Annotated in this window: 11 protein-coding genes; 5 read left to right on the top strand and 6 right to left on the bottom strand. The window is 64.9% G+C overall.

Going from position 1 to position 16,951, the window contains the following annotated elements; translation table 11 throughout:
• Positions 1–186: 186 nt before the first annotated feature.
• The 3 genes from KA383_06745 to KA383_06735 form a co-directional block, all read right to left on the bottom strand.
• A complete protein-coding gene (locus KA383_06745; protein MBP7745815.1) occupies positions 187–3,138 on the bottom strand; it encodes a hypothetical protein in 2,952 nt (983 codons plus the stop codon).
• A 420-nt stretch (positions 3,139–3,558) separates the two neighbouring features.
• Positions 3,559–3,705: a hypothetical protein gene (locus tag KA383_06740; GenBank protein MBP7745814.1), complete on the bottom strand. Its 147-nt coding sequence runs from the start codon at positions 3,703–3,705 to the stop codon at positions 3,559–3,561.
• A gap of 173 nt (positions 3,706–3,878) precedes the next feature.
• On the bottom strand, positions 3,879–4,397 hold the full coding sequence (locus KA383_06735) for a hypothetical protein (protein ID MBP7745813.1): 519 nt from the start codon (positions 4,395–4,397) through the stop codon (positions 3,879–3,881).
• 344 nt (positions 4,398–4,741) lie between these two features.
• Here KA383_06735 and KA383_06730 point away from each other — a divergent pair, with 344 nt between their 5' ends.
• Positions 4,742–5,308, top strand: coding sequence for a helix-turn-helix domain-containing protein (locus KA383_06730; GenBank protein ID MBP7745812.1), 567 nt, complete (start codon positions 4,742–4,744; stop codon positions 5,306–5,308).
• 13 nt (positions 5,309–5,321) lie between these two features.
• Here the strand turns inward: KA383_06730 and KA383_06725 are convergent, their stop codons facing one another.
• Genes KA383_06725 through KA383_06715 form a run of 3 tightly spaced genes read right to left on the bottom strand, consistent with a single transcriptional unit; the run spans position 5,322 to position 9,112 of the window.
• A complete protein-coding gene (locus tag KA383_06725) occupies positions 5,322–5,765 on the bottom strand; it encodes a hypothetical protein (protein MBP7745811.1) in 444 nt (147 codons plus the stop codon).
• Positions 5,766–5,789: 24 nt separating this feature from the next.
• Complete coding sequence (locus tag KA383_06720) at positions 5,790–7,325, bottom strand: hypothetical protein (protein MBP7745810.1); 1,536 nt, start codon at positions 7,323–7,325, stop codon at positions 5,790–5,792.
• Between the two features lie 32 nt (positions 7,326–7,357).
• Positions 7,358–9,112 carry a hypothetical protein gene (locus tag KA383_06715; protein ID MBP7745809.1) on the bottom strand — a complete coding sequence of 585 codons (1,755 nt, stop codon included), beginning with the start codon at positions 9,110–9,112 and terminating at the stop codon, positions 7,358–7,360.
• Positions 9,113–9,331: 219 nt separating this feature from the next.
• Between KA383_06715 and KA383_06710 the strand changes: the two genes are divergently transcribed.
• The 4 genes from KA383_06710 to KA383_06695 all read left to right on the top strand — a co-directional run bounded on the left by KA383_06710 (position 9,332) and on the right by KA383_06695 (position 16,893).
• Positions 9,332–9,895, top strand: a complete 564-nt coding sequence (locus tag KA383_06710; GenBank protein MBP7745808.1) for a sigma-70 family RNA polymerase sigma factor — start codon at positions 9,332–9,334, stop codon at positions 9,893–9,895.
• A gap of 26 nt (positions 9,896–9,921) precedes the next feature.
• The gene (locus tag KA383_06705; GenBank protein MBP7745807.1) at positions 9,922–12,663 is read left to right on the top strand and encodes a serine/threonine protein kinase; all 2,742 of its coding nucleotides are present in this window, start codon (positions 9,922–9,924) and stop codon (positions 12,661–12,663) included.
• Positions 12,664–13,008: 345 nt separating this feature from the next.
• Positions 13,009–14,508 carry an AAA family ATPase gene (locus tag KA383_06700; protein ID MBP7745806.1) on the top strand — a complete coding sequence of 500 codons (1,500 nt, stop codon included), beginning with the start codon at positions 13,009–13,011 and terminating at the stop codon, positions 14,506–14,508.
• Positions 14,509–14,808: 300 nt separating this feature from the next.
• On the top strand, positions 14,809–16,893 hold the full coding sequence (locus KA383_06695; GenBank protein ID MBP7745805.1) for a mechanosensitive ion channel: 2,085 nt from the start codon (positions 14,809–14,811) through the stop codon (positions 16,891–16,893).
• Positions 16,894–16,951 lie beyond the last annotated feature (58 nt).

Raw genomic sequence — 16,951 nt, 5'->3', positions numbered from 1 at the left:
GTTCTCGCGCGACCCGATCAGCCCAGCCTGCCCGTTCAAGCCCGCGCTCGCGGCCTCAACCACGGCGGATGGAATACTCGGTATGGCCGCCGCTGCTCGTGCCAGAGAAGAACGTGACCACCAAAGAGCGACCAGCGCCAGGCACGAGGGTCTGGCGCTGGCCCGATTTGTAGTTTGCACGAACGGTCAGCTGCCACTCAACAGCATCACAAACGGATTGATGTCCGCAAACGACGGATACGCGCCATCGCCATTGATGTCGCCGTTCTCGGGCGGGCAGTCCGGGTACGTTGCCTCCCACGTCGCATAGTTGCTCAGGTACAGCACGAACGGGTTGATGTCGCCGAAGCCAACCACGCCGTCGCAGTTCAGGTCGCCGACGAGGGATGCGCCGCCGCCACACGTGACCGCGAGCGTGCCTTCGCCGGTTTCTCCCAAGTAGCCACCTATGCGGATCAGGTAGGACGTTGACGCCACGGCAGGGAAGGTGACCTGCGATTGGTACGCGCAGTAGTCGTCGTTGCAGGCGAGTATGGTGCCGCCGTTGGTCGGGCAGCCGCTGTACACCGCCAGTTTCGTGTCATACGTGCTGCCGCAAAGGCTGACGGTCAGATCGCCGGTGCACGAGGCGGTGTAGAGATACCAGGTGTCGGCGTCGATCTGTGTGTAACCGAAGAAATCGCAGGCCGCGGGCTCGTCGGGACCGTCGGTGGTGGCGCCGCAGTTGCTGAACAGCGTCGTTCCGTCGGAAACGGGCGTCGCCGAGGCGCATGCGTCGTTGGCCGGCGCAGCGTAGCTGAGATTCAGGACAAAATCGCCGGACGCCCCGTTGTAGCCGGAGACGCGGATCACATAGTCCTCACCGGCAGCCACCGACAACGTGAGGCAAGAGTCGCGTAAGCCGCAAACCTGAGGGTAACAATCGTCGTTGCAGGCCAGTTCGGTACCGTAGCAGGTGGTGAGGACGGAAAGGACGGTATCGTAAGACGAGCCGCAACTATCCACAGCCAGTGTCCCGGTGCACGGCGCGGTGAACAAATAGAACACGTCCGGGGTCGACGCGGTGGAGCCACAACTGGCCCCCCAGTAGTCGTAGTCCGCGCCATTCGTACTACCGTAATAAGTCCCCAGGCCGATTGCCGTGTAATCCCAGCAGTAGTCGTTGACGGGCGCAACCTGAATGGTACTGGCCAGATAGGTGGTGTTGTTGTAGCTGAGGTCGTCATAGCTATACGCATCGCCGTTGAGCGTGAGGACCGCCCAGACGTAGTACGTTCCCGGCGGCACATCGGGTATCGTCGTCGTGTACGTGCCCGTGTTGTAGGTTTCGGCCGGGAACGAGTCCCAATACCAGTAGCTTCCCATCTGGTAACCGCCGAGATAGAAACGAATGCGCATGCCGTAGACGGCCGAATGCGAGTTGTTCTCAACGGTGACGTTGGAAATCGTGATGCTGTCGCCGGCCTGGTAGGAGGTGGTGTCGGTCGTAGAATTGATCAGGCTGCCGCTGGCATAGTACGACTCCACCCCTACGTCAGTGAGCGGAAGGATGCCGGTCTGCCCCTGGTAGGTCTGCCGGATGGAATACGCCTCGGGGTGGTGGATGCCGTAGCCGTCCTCCACGATGTTGAAGTAGTAGGCGTGCATGACGCTGATTTGGGAGTAGCTGTAGTCCTCCGTGCAGGAACCGCGCTGCATGCCCCAACTGTGGCCCAGCTCATGGTCCACCACGGGCCGGTAGAGCACCCGGCCGCTCTGATTGAATGTGTCGCTGAAGTTCTGCCACCAGGAATAGGCGGGGTTGAAAAAGACATCTGCCTGGGTAATCGTGCAGCACTGGCAGCCACTCCAGAACGTCCAGGTGATGGCCAGCTCGCCGTTCCACCCCTGACCGTAATTGTTGATCAGGTCCTGGCTGGAAGGATAGCCACCGAACTCGTTCTCGTCATTGTTGCCGTAGCTTCCGTCGTCGGGCACATACCGGTAGATGTCCATGAAGTAGTTGTACAACGCCATTGCGTAGTTGTTCTCGCCCCACTCCCACCAACTGGTGGGGACCTGCTCCATGACCAGAAACAGGTTGAACGCCCCGCAATAGCACAACGCCGCACGCTCGTCGCCCGCCGGGGGCTGACCCGGCTGACCTTCAACGGCTGCGTCTGCAGTCGCGTCGGGCAGCGCCCCTTTCGCTTTCCCCGACTCCCAGGGGCCCGGCGCAACCGTGTCATCTTGCGGCACGGGAACAAGTGCCGGCACAGGCGAGATCCCCTTGGCCGCGTGCCCAACCGCCTCGTCCGGGTCGGTGTCCACGAGCACCTTGTTGGACGTCTGCCCCTGATTCGGCGTCGTTTCGATCGCGTTCCACACACCGCGGAGAACGGCGTCCGCCGGCGGCGGCTGTTGCAGTTCCGCCTCAATCTCACTGATGAACTGGTTCAGGCTGACGAGCGTAGTCGGTCCGGTGGAGCGTAGCGAATCCTCCACCGAGTCACCGGAGCCGGCCGCCGGCTGCCCCGGCGGAGCCATCACGAATTCCCCCGCCACAAGCGTGGCCACGCCGCCCTCGATACGCTCGACTTTGGTGGTGAACTCCAGTGCGGAATCGCGGACCGCGGCGATGCCCAGTCCGCCCGGCGTGAGGGGATAGGCCTCGCCCGTCGCCGCGTCCAGTGCGACTTTGAAAAGCCCCTGAGCGCCCCCGACCAGCGGATTCATGTACGATTGGCCATCCAGTCGCGAGAAGACCACGTAGGTCTGTCCCACCTCGAATTCAGGTACGCCGCTGACGGTGACGCCGCGGTCGCCGACCTGCCCGCCGGCAAAGGTCAAGACGACCTGCTCGGAAGCGTCGACCGCCACCGCGCTGCCAGCGTGGACCAGGGCCTCGACCTGAAAGGTGACATCGGTGACGATCACCCGGTCGTTAATCCCGAAGTGGGCGTCGGTGCTAATCACGGTCCCGACGAAGACGACATCGGCCGACTGCACCAATTCTGCAAAGTCTACGTGCGGATGGATCGCCCACGCCGGCGCTGCCAACAGCACCAAGAGGAACGCGTGGAACAACCGAATCGCTGTGCGGCCCAAGGGGCCGCACTGCGGCGTCGTGGGTTTCAAGGAAAGAACGCTTCTGTACATGGGGGTCTCCTTCGGGTCGCACCAAGCGACCGACTATCAAGCCGCGACGCAAGTTCACCGGGCCCGCTGGGGGGTTGCCCACGAACCCTCTCGATTCACTGTTCCGGCGGGCTGGTGGCGTTCACGCAGCACCGCGAGCGGACCACCCCCGACGGCGCAGACGAACAACGTCGTTGCGCCCTCGAAGGATGCACGCGTCTGGATTTACAGCGATGTGCCATACGGTCGCTGGCAATCGCCCGCCGCTCCTCCTTTTGAGGTCGACGGGCGTATAGGATGACTTCGGTCCTATTTACCAGCTTAGCGTGGAGCGTGGGTTTGTCGAGGCTCGGCGGCCGAATTTCCCCCCAGAAGATTCCAATCGGAGCCTGGCGACGGGTGTCGTGCGCGCTGCCGCCGTTCCTGTCCATACTGAAAATGTCATCCGGCCTGGTCGGAGCGGTGTGCGGTGGGGCGGGTGAGTCGGAACACCAGGTTGGCGTTGCCGTTGAAGGGCTGGCCGCACGGCTTGAGCTGGTCCTGGTACGCGAACGGCGTGCCCAGTGGCGTCTGGGCTTGTGTCGGCACGCTCAGAATCGCCAGCAACGCGTTGGCGATGCACTAAACTCCAAACTTCCTCATCGCGGTCTTTCTCCTTTGGTTGTGCTCAGCGGGTCAATGAGATTTCTCGGTTAGCGTACAAGCTGGCTCGCCCGGCCCGGCGCGGGGTTACCTCAAATTGCCGGGGCGACCATGTCTCGCTATTTTTGAACGGCAGGCACCAGAAGACCGATCAGGATTGCGATTATCGCGATGACCACTAGGCCCGGCGGACGGTCTTCCGCGTCCGCGAACCGCCCAGTACTCGCGACGACGGTCCCATCGCTGAACTCGACGGAATCGCGCCAGGAGAATCGCAGCTCACTCGCCCGGTTGCCGTCCTGCTCGGCGGCGACGTCCCACGTTACGACCGCGACCAGCAGATCGCCTTCGGGGGTCTCGAACACGGCGACGCCCTCGCCGATCAACGTCCCTTCTGCCTCGCCGGCACGAAATGTGACCTCGCCGCGGGCGGTGTACTCTCCGATGTGCAGCTCTGTTCCCTGAAGAGTGAAGGACGAAGTCTTCTCCGTCGAGAAATCGACGGTCCCATCGAAGTTGTCCCGCTGCTCGGCTAGTTGCGGCTCGGACGGACCGAAGACGCACCCGGCGGGAACGATCTGAAAGAACATGGAAAGTGTGAAGAGCGTGTACCGAATGACCGTCCTGAAACTCCGCATGACGTTTCTCCTGGGGTCACAGCCACGACTGAATGCAACGTCCCTCAGCCGCGCCGCCGACCAACCGACTCGCGCGCCAACGTGGCGCAACCATCACCTGGAACGATTCACGTGGCCCGAACACCCAATGCCTGACTTCAGCGCCTATAAACCTTCGGCCGCTCGTATTCTAGGCGGCCATCCGGGATCGGCAATCTCCCTGGTTCACCGGCCCCGCTGGCCGTTCCATGGCTGTGCCTATCGAAAACGTTGTCGGCGTTGCGCCGCGAGCACTTATGCACTTCGCCCATCGCTGCCCGATCGGCTACGATTTCGCCTCACAGAACCCAGACGGAGGCGCCGCCGTGAACGTGATCGGGCTCATGCTCGGCTTCCTTCGCGCTGTCCTCCTTGCGCGCGCGGCATTAGTCGCCGAGAACCTGGCGTTGCGCCGGCAGCTTGCCGTTTTCCAGGTGTCAATGAAGCGGGCCAAGCTCCGGAAGTGTGACCGGCTGTTCTGGGTTTGGCTGTCCCGGCTGTGGTCGGGTTGGCGTTCGTGCCTGATGATCGTGAAACCCGAGACGGTGATTCGCTGGCATCGCGCGGGCTTTTGGCTCCATTGGCGCTGGAAGTCGCGCAAGAAGCGCGCTCGGCCGAGGACCGAGGCGGAGATCCGCGCGCTCATTCGCCGGATGGCGCGGGAGAACCCGCTCTGGGGCGCGCCGCGGATCCAGTCCGAGTTGGCGCTGCTCGACTGCAACGGCGCCGAGTCGACCGTGGCGCGTTACATGGATCCAAGCGTTGGCCAACGATCGATTCGTCCTGGCCCCTGTCTGGCGCCAAACAGGGCCGGGGGAATTCTCCCGTATGGACAGAGTGCGTCGAGACGGCCGGCGCTGGGCACGCTGGCCCGGCGCCGGCCGGAGTCGTAAAGCGCGATCGTCATCAGCCGCCGGTCAACAGCGCTACGAAGGGATTGATGTCCTGGAAGGACGGGTAAATCCCATCTTGGTCGATGTCGCCGTTCTGCGGCGGGCAGCCGGAATACGTCGCCTGCCAGGCCGAGTTGTTCGACAGGTAGAGCACGAAGGCGTTAATGTCCGTGAAGCTCACGGCGCCGTCGCAATCCAGGTCGCCAATCAGGATCGGCGCGGGGAGCGGCAGCGCCCAGAAGCCGCCGACTACCTGGTAGACGCCGCCGGTCATGACCGTGCCCGCGTCGGGTTGGCCGACCGTCCCGGAGACCGCATATGTCCCGCCGGCGGTCCAGAGCTCTCCGCCGCTATCAACCGTGTGCCAGTTGAGCTCCTGTGCAAATCCGCGGCCTGGTACGAGCACGATCGCCAGCACCGCGGCTATGAGGATCAGTTCGCGAGTGCGAGTTCTCATGAAAGATATCTCCTTGTCCACGGCTCAGACGCCAATGCGCACGCTGCCGCCGCACGATTCAATCCGCATCGGCTTCGTAACCACAGGCGTCGCCGTGTAGTCGCCGGCCTTCACCTTCAGCGTCGGCGTGATCACCGGGGCATTGGAACCGCCGTAGATCGCGGTAATCCCCTCACCTAAGGTGGACCAGGGCTCCCACCAGGTGCCGTGTTCGGTTCCGGCGTAGCCATTGTCGACCCAGACTTCGATCGCCGGATCGCGGAACGCCTCGACGTCCATCGCATTGTCGTCAATGGAACGCGCGTTGTCGGCATCGTCGTTCGAAGGGAATACGCCGCAGGGGAATGTATCCACGCCGAGCGACACTCCGTCCCAGGTCTGGTTGGGATTCGAGAAGCGCGGCACAACGTTGGCGAAGTTATTGCCGGCATCGTCGTACGCCATGATCGTGCGCCAACCCGTGCCGCTCGACCCGGTGAACCGGTGTCCGAACGAGTAGCAGTACTCGTTGCAGCCCGTGCCGGCGTCGCCGTGGTTGTGGGCGCATCCCTGCAGATGTCCGACCTCATGGGCCAGGACGTGGGTCCCGTCGTCCACGTCGTCCTCTTCGATTACACAGTACCCATGGGCTTCGTTCGGCGTGCAGAACGCGATGCCCGCCAGCGCTGCGTCGGATTCCGCGACCATCAGACAGACCAGGTCCGCGCCGATCTCGTCCCGCTGCACCGGGGCAAAATCCAGAAAGCCGTCGTTGTCGTCCTGGAGACGGTCGCGATCCGTTTCGAGATCACCGGACTCGGTGTAGGTAACCTGCCGCGCGTCAAGCAGGAACATGCGTGCGCTGATGTTACTGTCGATATACGCCTGGTTGGCCAGGTCGACGCCCGTCTGGCACAGCGCGATCGCGGCGGAGGTGCCGCCGTTGGCATTCGCGGCCGCGACGGTGTAGTACATTAGAAGGTCAAACCGCCGGCGCGGCGCGGCGCAGGCGCGCGGCTGACCCGTGGAGCCCGGACGTTCCGCCGCGTCGGCCTCGGCGTGTGGGGCTTGAGCGCCGGACGGGGACGGCGTTCCGGCGGCCGCCACATCTCCCGCGCCGCATCCCTCGTTGCCCGCAATCGCGGGCAACAGCACGTGCACACCGTTGCCGGCGTAGCGCAACCTGTAGTTCACTTCAGCGTGCACGTACTGAATGACCCCCACAACTACATCATCCTGTGCGGTCAGCACGATGAGGCTCTCTGGATCGCCGTTCACGCGGCCGAAGATGCTGAACGACGTTGCGCTCCGATCTTCGCGGCGTTCGGCGACACCGAAGAACCCAGGAACGAGGTTATCGAGTGCGATCAGGTCGCCGGCATGCACCGCCCGCAACGCGACGAAGTCAACGCTGAAGGGCAGCGCTTCAGGCGGAACGGGGCGCGTGGCCCGGGCCGCCAGCGACGCGTCCGCGATCAGCGGGTAGCGCGTCCGGGGACCTTCAGGATTCTGCCCGACGGCGGCCAGCACGATTGTGAGCGCCGCGAGCGCGGCCAAGACCCTGCCGAATTTCGTCTTCATGGTCAAACCTGCCTTTCAGATGGCCGCTGTGCCTAGTGGAGATTGACCAGGACCAGGACCAGACCCTTCTCGCCCCTGGGCAGCACAGTCATGGCTTTCCCGATTACGGCCCCGCTGCGGCGCTGAGCATCGACGGCCTTCATTGCGTGCCCCGGCGTGTCGGCGGTGGTGAGCAGGTCGCCCGGCGCGATCCCCGCCGCCGTCGCATCGCAGCGCGTCCACACGCGTCCGGAGAGCGCGATCGGCGGAGCATCTTCCAGGCCCTCCAGGTTGCCGAGGATAGCACCGACCGGGATATCGCCCGCGCCACTCACGACGCCCGCCACCCGCGTGTTGTAGGCACCGCGCGACAGGCACAGCCGGCCGGGCTGGTCCGCGTCAATCATCACCACCGCACCGGGCTCCACGCGCTCGGTCGTCGGAAAACGCTCGGAGACGTCGGCGCCAAGCACCTCGAGCACCTTCACCTTCGTGGTGCCGTCCCGGTCAATCTGGAGCATCTTCTCATTGACCGTCGGGTTGACATCGGTGCCGTAGGTGATGACCAGGTCGCCGACGTTGTCCGTCGTGCGGGCATAGATGCCCCACTTGTGCAGCGTATCGGCGCCGGCGGAGTTGGGTGTCTTCTCGGCCAGCGTGATGCCCGAGGCCACGTTGCCCACGTCATCGCTGTACAGCCCCAGCCACGCATTGCCGTCGTCCTCGATGATCGCGTCCTCGAACGCCAGATCGCTGCTGTAGAAGCCCGCGGCGCCATTCCGGACATGGAGTCTGGCCGAGGCATTCGTCAGGCCGATGCCGACGTCGCCGCCGTCAGGCTGCAACGCGAGCGTTGAGAACACGTTGTCCTGCACCGCGTGGATCTCGTTGCCGTTCAAGTCCATGAACTCAATCGTGTTGCCGGTTGTGGACGGAAACTCGCTCGTGATCCGCAGCGTGTTGGGTGGCTCGAACGGCGTTGTGCCGATCGCCTTTACATGCAGGTGAGAGTTCGGGTTCTCCACGCCGATGCCAACGTCCCCGTCCGACTTGATCACGAAATAGCGCGCGTTGTTGTTGGGCAGGCGATCGCTGCCGTACGTGATGCTGAGGTCGTCGCCGTTGGTGGTCGTCCGCTGCATGAGCGACCACTTCGTCAACTCCCCGGTACTGGAGTCAATCTCGGAGAGCGAGATGCCCGAGCCGGGCGTGCCGAGCCCATCTGAGTAGAGACCGAGCCACGCCTCGCCGCCTTCGATCACGATTTGTTCATTGCCCAGGTCGGACGCATCCAGGTTGGACAGGTTCACGGCCCCCTGCACGTGCAGTTCTACCAGTGGGATCGTCTCCCCAACGCCGACATTGCCGCTGTTGCTGTTCGTCAGGTCCGCACCCGTCAGCGTCCAGTTCTCATACAGCGCCCTGAGCGCCAGTGGCGCGGCGTAGATGCGTTGGCGCGGGCTCAGCAGCGTGTACGCGCCCGAGCTCGAACCCTCACGGACACCGATCTCCAGCCAGCGCGCATCCCCATCGAACGCGGAGGCACCGAAGTCAAGCACCGTCGAAAAAAGCCCGTCAACAACCACAATGTCCGCGGCGAGCTGGTTTCCACCGATCTGCGCGCCACCCAGCTCGTCATCAAATAGCTTGAATCTGAGATCGTAGGTCCCGTTGGCGGGCACGCCGGAAACATCGAGGCGCCCCTGAAACGTGAATGCACTCCCCGCTGGCACCTGGGCGCTGGCGGCGACCCCTACCATCGCGAGCGCAATCGCGCCCCAATCGAGCCACAAGCCTTTCGTTGACATGTCTGATTTCCCTTCGGCAAACTCCGGACCGCCTCGCGCCGTACGTCACGGCTCTGCCGGCGGTCCCTTCGGCAGTACAGACGACGTCGCGGGCGTTGGGCGGCAAAGAGTGACGGCGCAAAACGGGCCGGCCTCGGACGGGAGCGCATATAATTCAAAGAGTGTTCGGGTCGTCACGCCCCCGGGGCTGCGTGGCGCGGCTGCTCAGGAACCGTGCAGATGACTGCGTTGCCCGGCGAGATCACGACCGTCCTGCGGCGCGTCGCCGAGGGCGACCGCGAAGCCGTGGAGCGCCTCCTGCCGCTCGTCTACGACGAGCTGCGCATGCTGGCAAACGACCGCCTGCGCGCCGACGCGCGGCACACCCTGCAGCCGACCGCCCTCGTTAACGAAGCGTGGCTGCGCCTCGCACGGAAATCCCCGCCACAGTGGGAGAACCGGCGGCACTTCTTCTGCGCCGCCGCCGCGGTCATGCGCTGCATCCTCGTCGATTACGCGCGCGGGCGCCGGCGAATCAAACGCGGTAGCGGCCAGAAACCGTTGCCGCTCGAGGATCAACTTGTCGTGTATGAGAACAGCGCCCACGACCTGCTCGCGCTTAACGACGCGCTGCAGAAGCTCGAGCAGATCGCGCCGCGCCAGGTGCAGATCATCGAGCTACGGTTCTTCGCCGGGCTGTCCGAAGCGGAAACCGCGCAGCTCCTGGAGGTCTCCGAGCGCACGGTCCGCGGGGACTGGCGCCTCGCACGGGCGTGGCTGCTGCGCGAGATGGACGCGGGCTGATTGTCGGCTGAGGATTCGAGGAGTGCATGGACAGCCAGCGCTGGGAACGAATTCGCGAGCTCTACCATGCGGCGCTCGAGCTCGAGCCCGCGGAGCGCCAAGTGCTGTTCGCGGACGCAGAAGCGGAGGACCCGTCCATCGCAGCCGAGCTCCAGGACCTCCTGGCCAGCGACTCGCGCGCGGGCAGTTTTCTTGAATTGCCGTCGTCCGCCCGCGGATCATCCTGGTTCACCGCCCCGGAACCACCTCCCGCCGGTACGCACATCGGCGGCTACACGATTCAGGGGATTCTCGGTCACGGCGGGATGGGCGTGGTCTATGAGGCGGAGCAGGATTGCCCTCGCCGGACCGTCGCACTGAAGGTCATGCGGGCACTGCCTTACCTCGATGAGCTTACGCCGCGCCTGTTTCACCGCGAGGGCCAAGCCCTCGCGCGGCTCGCACATCCGGGCGTCGCCGCCATTCACGAAGCCGGCTGCAGTCCGGAAGGTTGGTACTACTTTGCGATGGAGCGCGTGGCTGGCACCGCATTGACGGACTATGTGCGGGACCACCAGCTGTCGCCGCGCGACACGCTGGAGCTGTTTCGGCGTGTGTGCGACGCCGTGCACTATGCGCACCAGCGCGGCGTCATCCACCGCGATCTCAAGCCGTCGAACATCCTGGTCACGGCCGATGGGCAGCCGAAGGTGCTTGACTTCGGCCTGGCGCGCATCGTGGAGCCTGGCGCGGATTACACGGATCTCACGGAGCCCGGTGTGTTTCAGGGGACGCTGGCATACGCCAGCCCCGAGCAAGCCGAAGGCCAACCCGGTAAAATCGACGTGCGCACCGATGTGTACTCGCTGGGCGTCATTCTCTATCAACTGCTGACCGGGAAGTTCCCATACGACGTGACGGGCGGCCTGCGCGACGTGCTGGACCGGATCCTGCGAGCCGAGCCGGTGCGCCCCAGCATGGTCGCGAAACAGATCGACGACGAAGTGGAAACCATTGTCTTGAAGTGCTTGCACAAAGAGCGCGACCGGCGTTACCAGTCGGCCGCCGACCTGGCCGACGACATCCGCCACTACTTGGCGGGCGAACCCATCGAGGCCAAAGGCGATAGCGCGATGTACGTGTTGCGCAAGACATTGGGACGCTACCGTGTGCCGGTGGCGTTTGGGGCCGCTTTGCTCGTGACGCTCACGATCGCGCTGGCGATCGCGCTGGTCGCGCAGCACCGCGCCGCACAAGAGCGCGACCGTGCGTTGGTCGCCGAGCAACGCAAGCAGCGCGTGCTCGCGTGTCTCACGGATGTTTTTGGTTCCGCCAACCCACTGAGTGGCCGGCGTACCGCCGGGGGCTCGTCGGCCGGAACCAGGACGTTCTATGCCGGCCAAGACGGAGAGATTGCGACGGTCGTGGATCTACTGCAGGAGGCCGTTCGGCGTCTAGATGAGGCGGAGCTGGACCCATTCGTCGAGGCTGAGCTGCGTTACGTCCTCGGCAAGACACTGGCGGAAAGCGGCCAGTTTGAGCCGGCGGTCACGCAGTTGCAGAAGGCGGTCGCGCTTCAGGGGACGCAGTTGGGCCCTCAGGCGGAGGCCACACTCGCGAGCGTCGAGCGACTGACGTACGCCCTGTTCCAGAGCGGCCATACCGTCGAGGCCCTGGCGCTGGCCCGCCCGAACTACGAGTCCGTTCGGGCGGCGCGCGGGCCCGCCGACGTCATGACCCGCACCTTCGCCACCCACGTGGCCCGCGCGCTCGCAGCCGACGGGCGCTTCGAAGCAGCGGTGGGATTCCTGCGCGAGCTCTCCAGCGCCGCGGCCGCTGCGCGCGAGGAATACGACGAGCAGGTGGTCGAACTGCGTTTCGAGCTTGCGTCGGCATTCAGCGACATCGGCCGCGCCGCCGAGTCCCTGGCTATCAACCGCGACGTCATGCGCGTCTTGGCCCTTCGTCCACAATCGCGGCTTCTGTACCTGCGCGCCGCCGAAGGTGCCGCTGACGCGCTCTACGACTTGGGGTGTTACCGCGAGGCCGCCGAGGCGAGCCGCGCGGTGGTGGACGGTTACATAGCCGAGTACGGTGAGGACCATCCGTTCACCGCCTACCAGATGGTCTATCTGGCGCGTTCGTTGGGTGAGGCCGACCAGTTGACTGAGGCGCGAGACGTCGCCGAGAAGGCCCTGGCCTGCCACCAACGATTCAGCGGTGATGAGAACCTCGATACGTATCGCGCGGAGCGCTGCTTGGCCCGCATCCTGGCGCGCCTGGACACCGACTTGGAGCGCGCCGAAGACCTGGCGCGGCACGCCTTGGCGGGTTACGAGCGCGCGTTCCAGCCCGGTCATTTCAACAATCTTTATGCCCGCGACGTGCTGGCGGTCGTGCTGCAGCATCGCGGGCGTCTGGACGAAGCCGAAGACGCCTTCCGGCAGAATGTTGCGGAGGCCAGCGGTTCGCGGGAGATTCTCATTCGGACCCGCGCCTCGCTGGGGCTGGGCATGTGTCTGGCGCAGCGCCGCAAGTACGCGGAAGCGGAGACCTATTTCCTGGCGGCGGCGGACTCGGCCGAGCAAACCACCGGGCTTGATTCCGACCTAGCCCACCAAGTCGCTAGCGCGATGCTGAGCTTCTACCAGGAGTGGAACGCAGCGGCCCCGGAGTGCGGGTATGCGCTGAAGGCCGCCGACTGGCGAGCGAAGCTGGCAGCGCTCCGAGCGACGGTGCGGCGGGCAACCGAGAGTGGGAGCGAAGTGGAGTCGGTGTTCCAACCGTGAGATGGCAGACGCGGCCGACGGGGCCAGGGCGCCGCACTGCTCGACCGACCATCGGCAACCCCCTAGGCGCTGCACTTTGCAACCGCCGTTGACACCCAGGGGGTTGAACGACCATTTCGCTCTGGACAATTGTCAGGAACTGATGTTGCTCAAGCGAGAACATCTCGGACTTCGCTGCCTGTCAATTACCACGCAAGCGCTCCCGTGACAGCCCCAGCATCTGCGCCGAATTCCACTTGCGGCGTCGGGTAGGATGGCGATCTGCGGCTTCGCCATCGCGTACTCGGCGGGCTTGGGCGGCCCATGAGGAGTCGCGATGTGCCGCGCAGCGCAGGGGAAACGGCCATGCCGGCGTGGAAGACTCTGCCGACTCCCGCGGAGATAGTGCAGCACCTCGATCGCTTTGTACGCGGACAGGCGCGGGCCAAGCGCGACCTCGCGTCGTGCGTCTACCGCCATTATCTCGCGCTCGCGTATGGCGAAAACCACCCAGGCTCGCTATCTCCGTTCGGTAAGCGGCACGTGTTGTTACTGGGGCCGACTGGCGCGGGCAAGACCTTCCTTGTGACCACGCTCGCCGAGCATCTTGGCGTGCCGGTTGCCTTCGGCAGCGCCGCGAGTCTGGTCGAGAACGGCTATGTCGGTGAACATCTCGAGTCCGTTTTTCGCCGATTGCTTTCGGCGACGCGCGGCAGCACGGAGCTCGCCGAGCGCGGCATCGTGTTCCTCGATGAAATCGACAAGGTCCGTCGTCAGGAGGTCAATTCTCGGGACATCGCCGGCGAGGGCGTGCAGACGAGCCTGCTGGCACCATTGGATGGTTGCCCGGTCGAGGTTCGCTTCGATTCGGTATCCGGATGCACGCTCAACACGTCCAGGATGCTGTTCATTTGTACCGGGGCGTTCAGCGGCCTGCCGGAACTGATTCGGCGTCGCATCAGCGCGGGGTCCACGTTCGGATTCCGCGTCTGCGAGGAGGATCCGTCGGCCCTGAGTGACGACGAGTTGCTCGCGCGTGGTGAGCTGCAGGACCTGGAGGCATACGGTTTCATCCCGGAGTTTCTGGGACGGTTCGCGGTGATCTCGACGGTCACATCGCTGAGTCGGGACGACCTGGTGGGCATCCTGCGCGACACGGAGGAATCGCCCTTGGTGCGGCAGCGCCGGTGGTTCGCGCAGCACGGGGTCGAACTGCTGCTATCCGATGATGCCTTCGACGCGATCGTTGACATCGCGATTCGCAACCGCACCAACGCTCGTGGGCTGGAACGGATCTTGGCCAAAATGCTGGCGACGTTAGATTTTCAGCTGCCGGAGCTGGCTGCGAGCGGCGTGAGTTCGATTCGCATGGATCGCAAGGCACTTCTGGGACAGGGTGAGCCGCTGATTCGGCGCGGGGGCTCTGCCACGCGCGACACTGCTGCGGCCGCCAACGTGCTGCGGACCCAGGTGACGGGACCCCAGTTCACGACGCTGCAGGAGCTGGATCGACTCGGGATCACCGTGGTCGGAGAGCTGGCCCGGGCACTCCAGATGAGCCAACCCACACTGACCGGCATCCTCGACCGACTCGAAAAGCGCGGTCTTGCCACGCGGACGCGCGGCGGCGCCGATCGCCGCACGGTGCAGGCTGCCATCACGGAGGAGGGGAAACGCGTCCTGCGCGGGACGCCCTCGGCGTTGCAGGAGGGCGTCCGTCGGGAACTGGCGAAGCTCGATGAGTGGGAGCGCACGTTAATGCGCGCGATGTTGCAACGGCTGGCCGCCATCGTAAGCGCTGCCCTGCCAAAAGCGGCAGACGCCACCCGCCGTTCGGCGGAGACAACGCCGCCCGCGCCCCAGTAAGCGACATCCGAAGGGACTGGACAAGTGCGGCCGTCGGCACAGCCGTCCAGCACCGCGCGTTGCGTCCGCAGGACCTACTGAAACTCAAGGAGTTGAGCACGGTATCACAGCACAAGTGTCCAACACGCGGCGGGGGCGGCAAGCGGGTGGTTCGCGCCGCACGGGCTCGTGAGCCGGCGTTCATGCCCAATGGTGCGCCACCGCCGGCTGAACGCGCGCTGTGCACGCCGGCCAGCCTGGAGCACGTGGCCTCTGAGTCGCTGCGATCTTGTGAGGGCTGAACGGATGACCCACCGAATCATGTCGCTGTCTCTGCTGCCTCTGTTGCTCCACGCTGCGGCGGGGCGCGCACAAGAGCCGGCCAGCTCGCCGGTGGCCACAACGCAGCCGGCCGGGACGGGTGTGGCACAGGAATCCGTCGAAGCGCGCGCGCAGCCACTCAGCGATGCCGAGAGGATCGCCCGCCTGCAGCGCACCGTCGACGAGTCGCGCGCGCAGTTGGACGGTTTGCGTGCCAGGTTGGACGACCCCGAAGGAGAATACGCGCAGGCCGAAACGGAATTCACCTCCCTGGACCGCGAGCTCGAACAGGAGAGGAAGTCGCAGGACCTCCGCGCCGACGGGGCTGAGGAGCCCGTAACCGCGCGTGAAACGGATGCGACGGCTCTCGAGGCGAAATGGCGACTGGCCAAGGACCGTTTCGATCTGGCGATCAAGGAGCGCAAGACGCTTCAACAGCAGTTCGCGGTGCTGGAGCAGAAGATCCAGAAGGACGTGGACGCGCTCAAGAAACTGAAGGGCGAAACCGAGCCGTCGGCGTCGACACAACCAACGGTCGCTCCACCCGCCGCAGCCGAGAGTACGCCTTCAGCGCCGATCACGCCGCCAGCCGGTCCTCTTGCCGAGGACCGGAAGCGCGCCCAACCGGTGACAGAAACGCCGCCCGGACCGGCGGGGGTGAGCACGGCCCCGACAGCGAGTCCTGAGACGCCCGCTGGCCCTTCGGCTGCCGACGCCGGGCCAAACCCGCCGGCCGCGCAGTCCGCCGCCCCGGTCAGCAAGGAGCTCCGCAGGGCCCGGGAACAGGCGACCCAGAAGGAGGCTGAGGCCCAGGAGGCCGAGCAGGACGCCCAGTCGATCACCGAACGCGTCGGCGCGCTGCACAAGAATATCGAGCTGGAGCACAAGTTGCTCGAAACCGCGCGCCGGCAGGCCGACAATGCGCAAGAGACCGAGCGTGCGCTTTACGAAGAGCTGCAGCGCAAATGGGAGGAGGGCGTACCACAGGCCGAGCTCGGCGAACTGCGGCAGAATGTGGCTGAATCCCGGCAGCGGCTGAGCGCAGCGCGCGCGGAAATCCGCGAGCGCACGGATCGCATCGGCCAGCTACAGTCCGAACTTAGCACGCTTCAGGGCGACCAGATCGCCGCGCTGCAGGCGGCCGAACAAAAACAGAGCGAGGCCGAGTCGGCGCGCAAGAAGGTCGAAGCACTCGAAAACCCGCTGTCGCCGCAGAATCTCCTGCGCTGGTGCATGGTTCACGGCCCGCGAGTACTGGGGATCATCGCCGGCATGATCGCAATCCTCTGGGTGGCGCGGCTGGTCGAGAAGCGTGTCGTGGCACTCGTCGCGCGACGGGGCGAGCAGGGCACGAAGGAGGAACGCGAGAACCGCGCGAAGACCCTGCTCGACGTGTTCCACAACGCAGTGCGCGTGGCCATCATCCCCGCTGGGATTCTCATGATTATCGCGGAACTCGGCGTGAACATCGTGCCCCTCCTGGGCGGCGCGGCCGTCGCGGGTCTGGCGGTTGCCTTCGGTGCCCAGAACCTGATCCGCGACTACTTCACCGGGTTCATGATCCTGCTGGAGAGTCAGTACGGCGTGAACGACGTCGTGAAGATCGCCGACACGGCTGGCCTGGTCGAGCGCGTCACACTCCGGATGACCGTGCTGCGTGACCTCGAAGGCGTCGTGCATTTCATCCCCAATGGCCACATCACCACCGTCAGCAATCTGACACACGGCTGGTCCCGGGCCTTGTTCGAGATCGGCGTGGCCTATAAGGAGGACGTGGACCGCGTGATGCAGGAGTTGGTTGAACTGGCCAAGGAGCTGCGACGCGACCCGAACTTCCGGGGACTGATCCTCGAGAGTCCCGAGATGCTGGGCGTGGACCAACTTGGTGACTCGGCCGTTTTCATCAAGTTCTTCATCAAGACCAGGCCGATGATGCAGTGGACGGTGAAACGCGAGCTGCTGCGGCGGATCAAGAAGCGCTTCGATGAACTGGGCATCGAAATCCCGTTTCCGCACCGCACAGTCTATCACCGACACGAGGAGAGCGAACTCCGGGCCGATCTGGACGTGCGGAGCGCGACCTGATCGGTATCTCGCTTCCCCTGAGTTCGCGATCGTCCCCGCCTGGGTTACGGACCGGTCC

Source organism: Phycisphaerae bacterium (genome assembly GCA_017999985.1).
Taxonomy (GTDB): Bacteria; Planctomycetota; Phycisphaerae; order UBA1845; family Fen-1342; genus JAGNKU01.
This window is presented reverse-complemented; position numbering and strand designations above follow the sequence as displayed.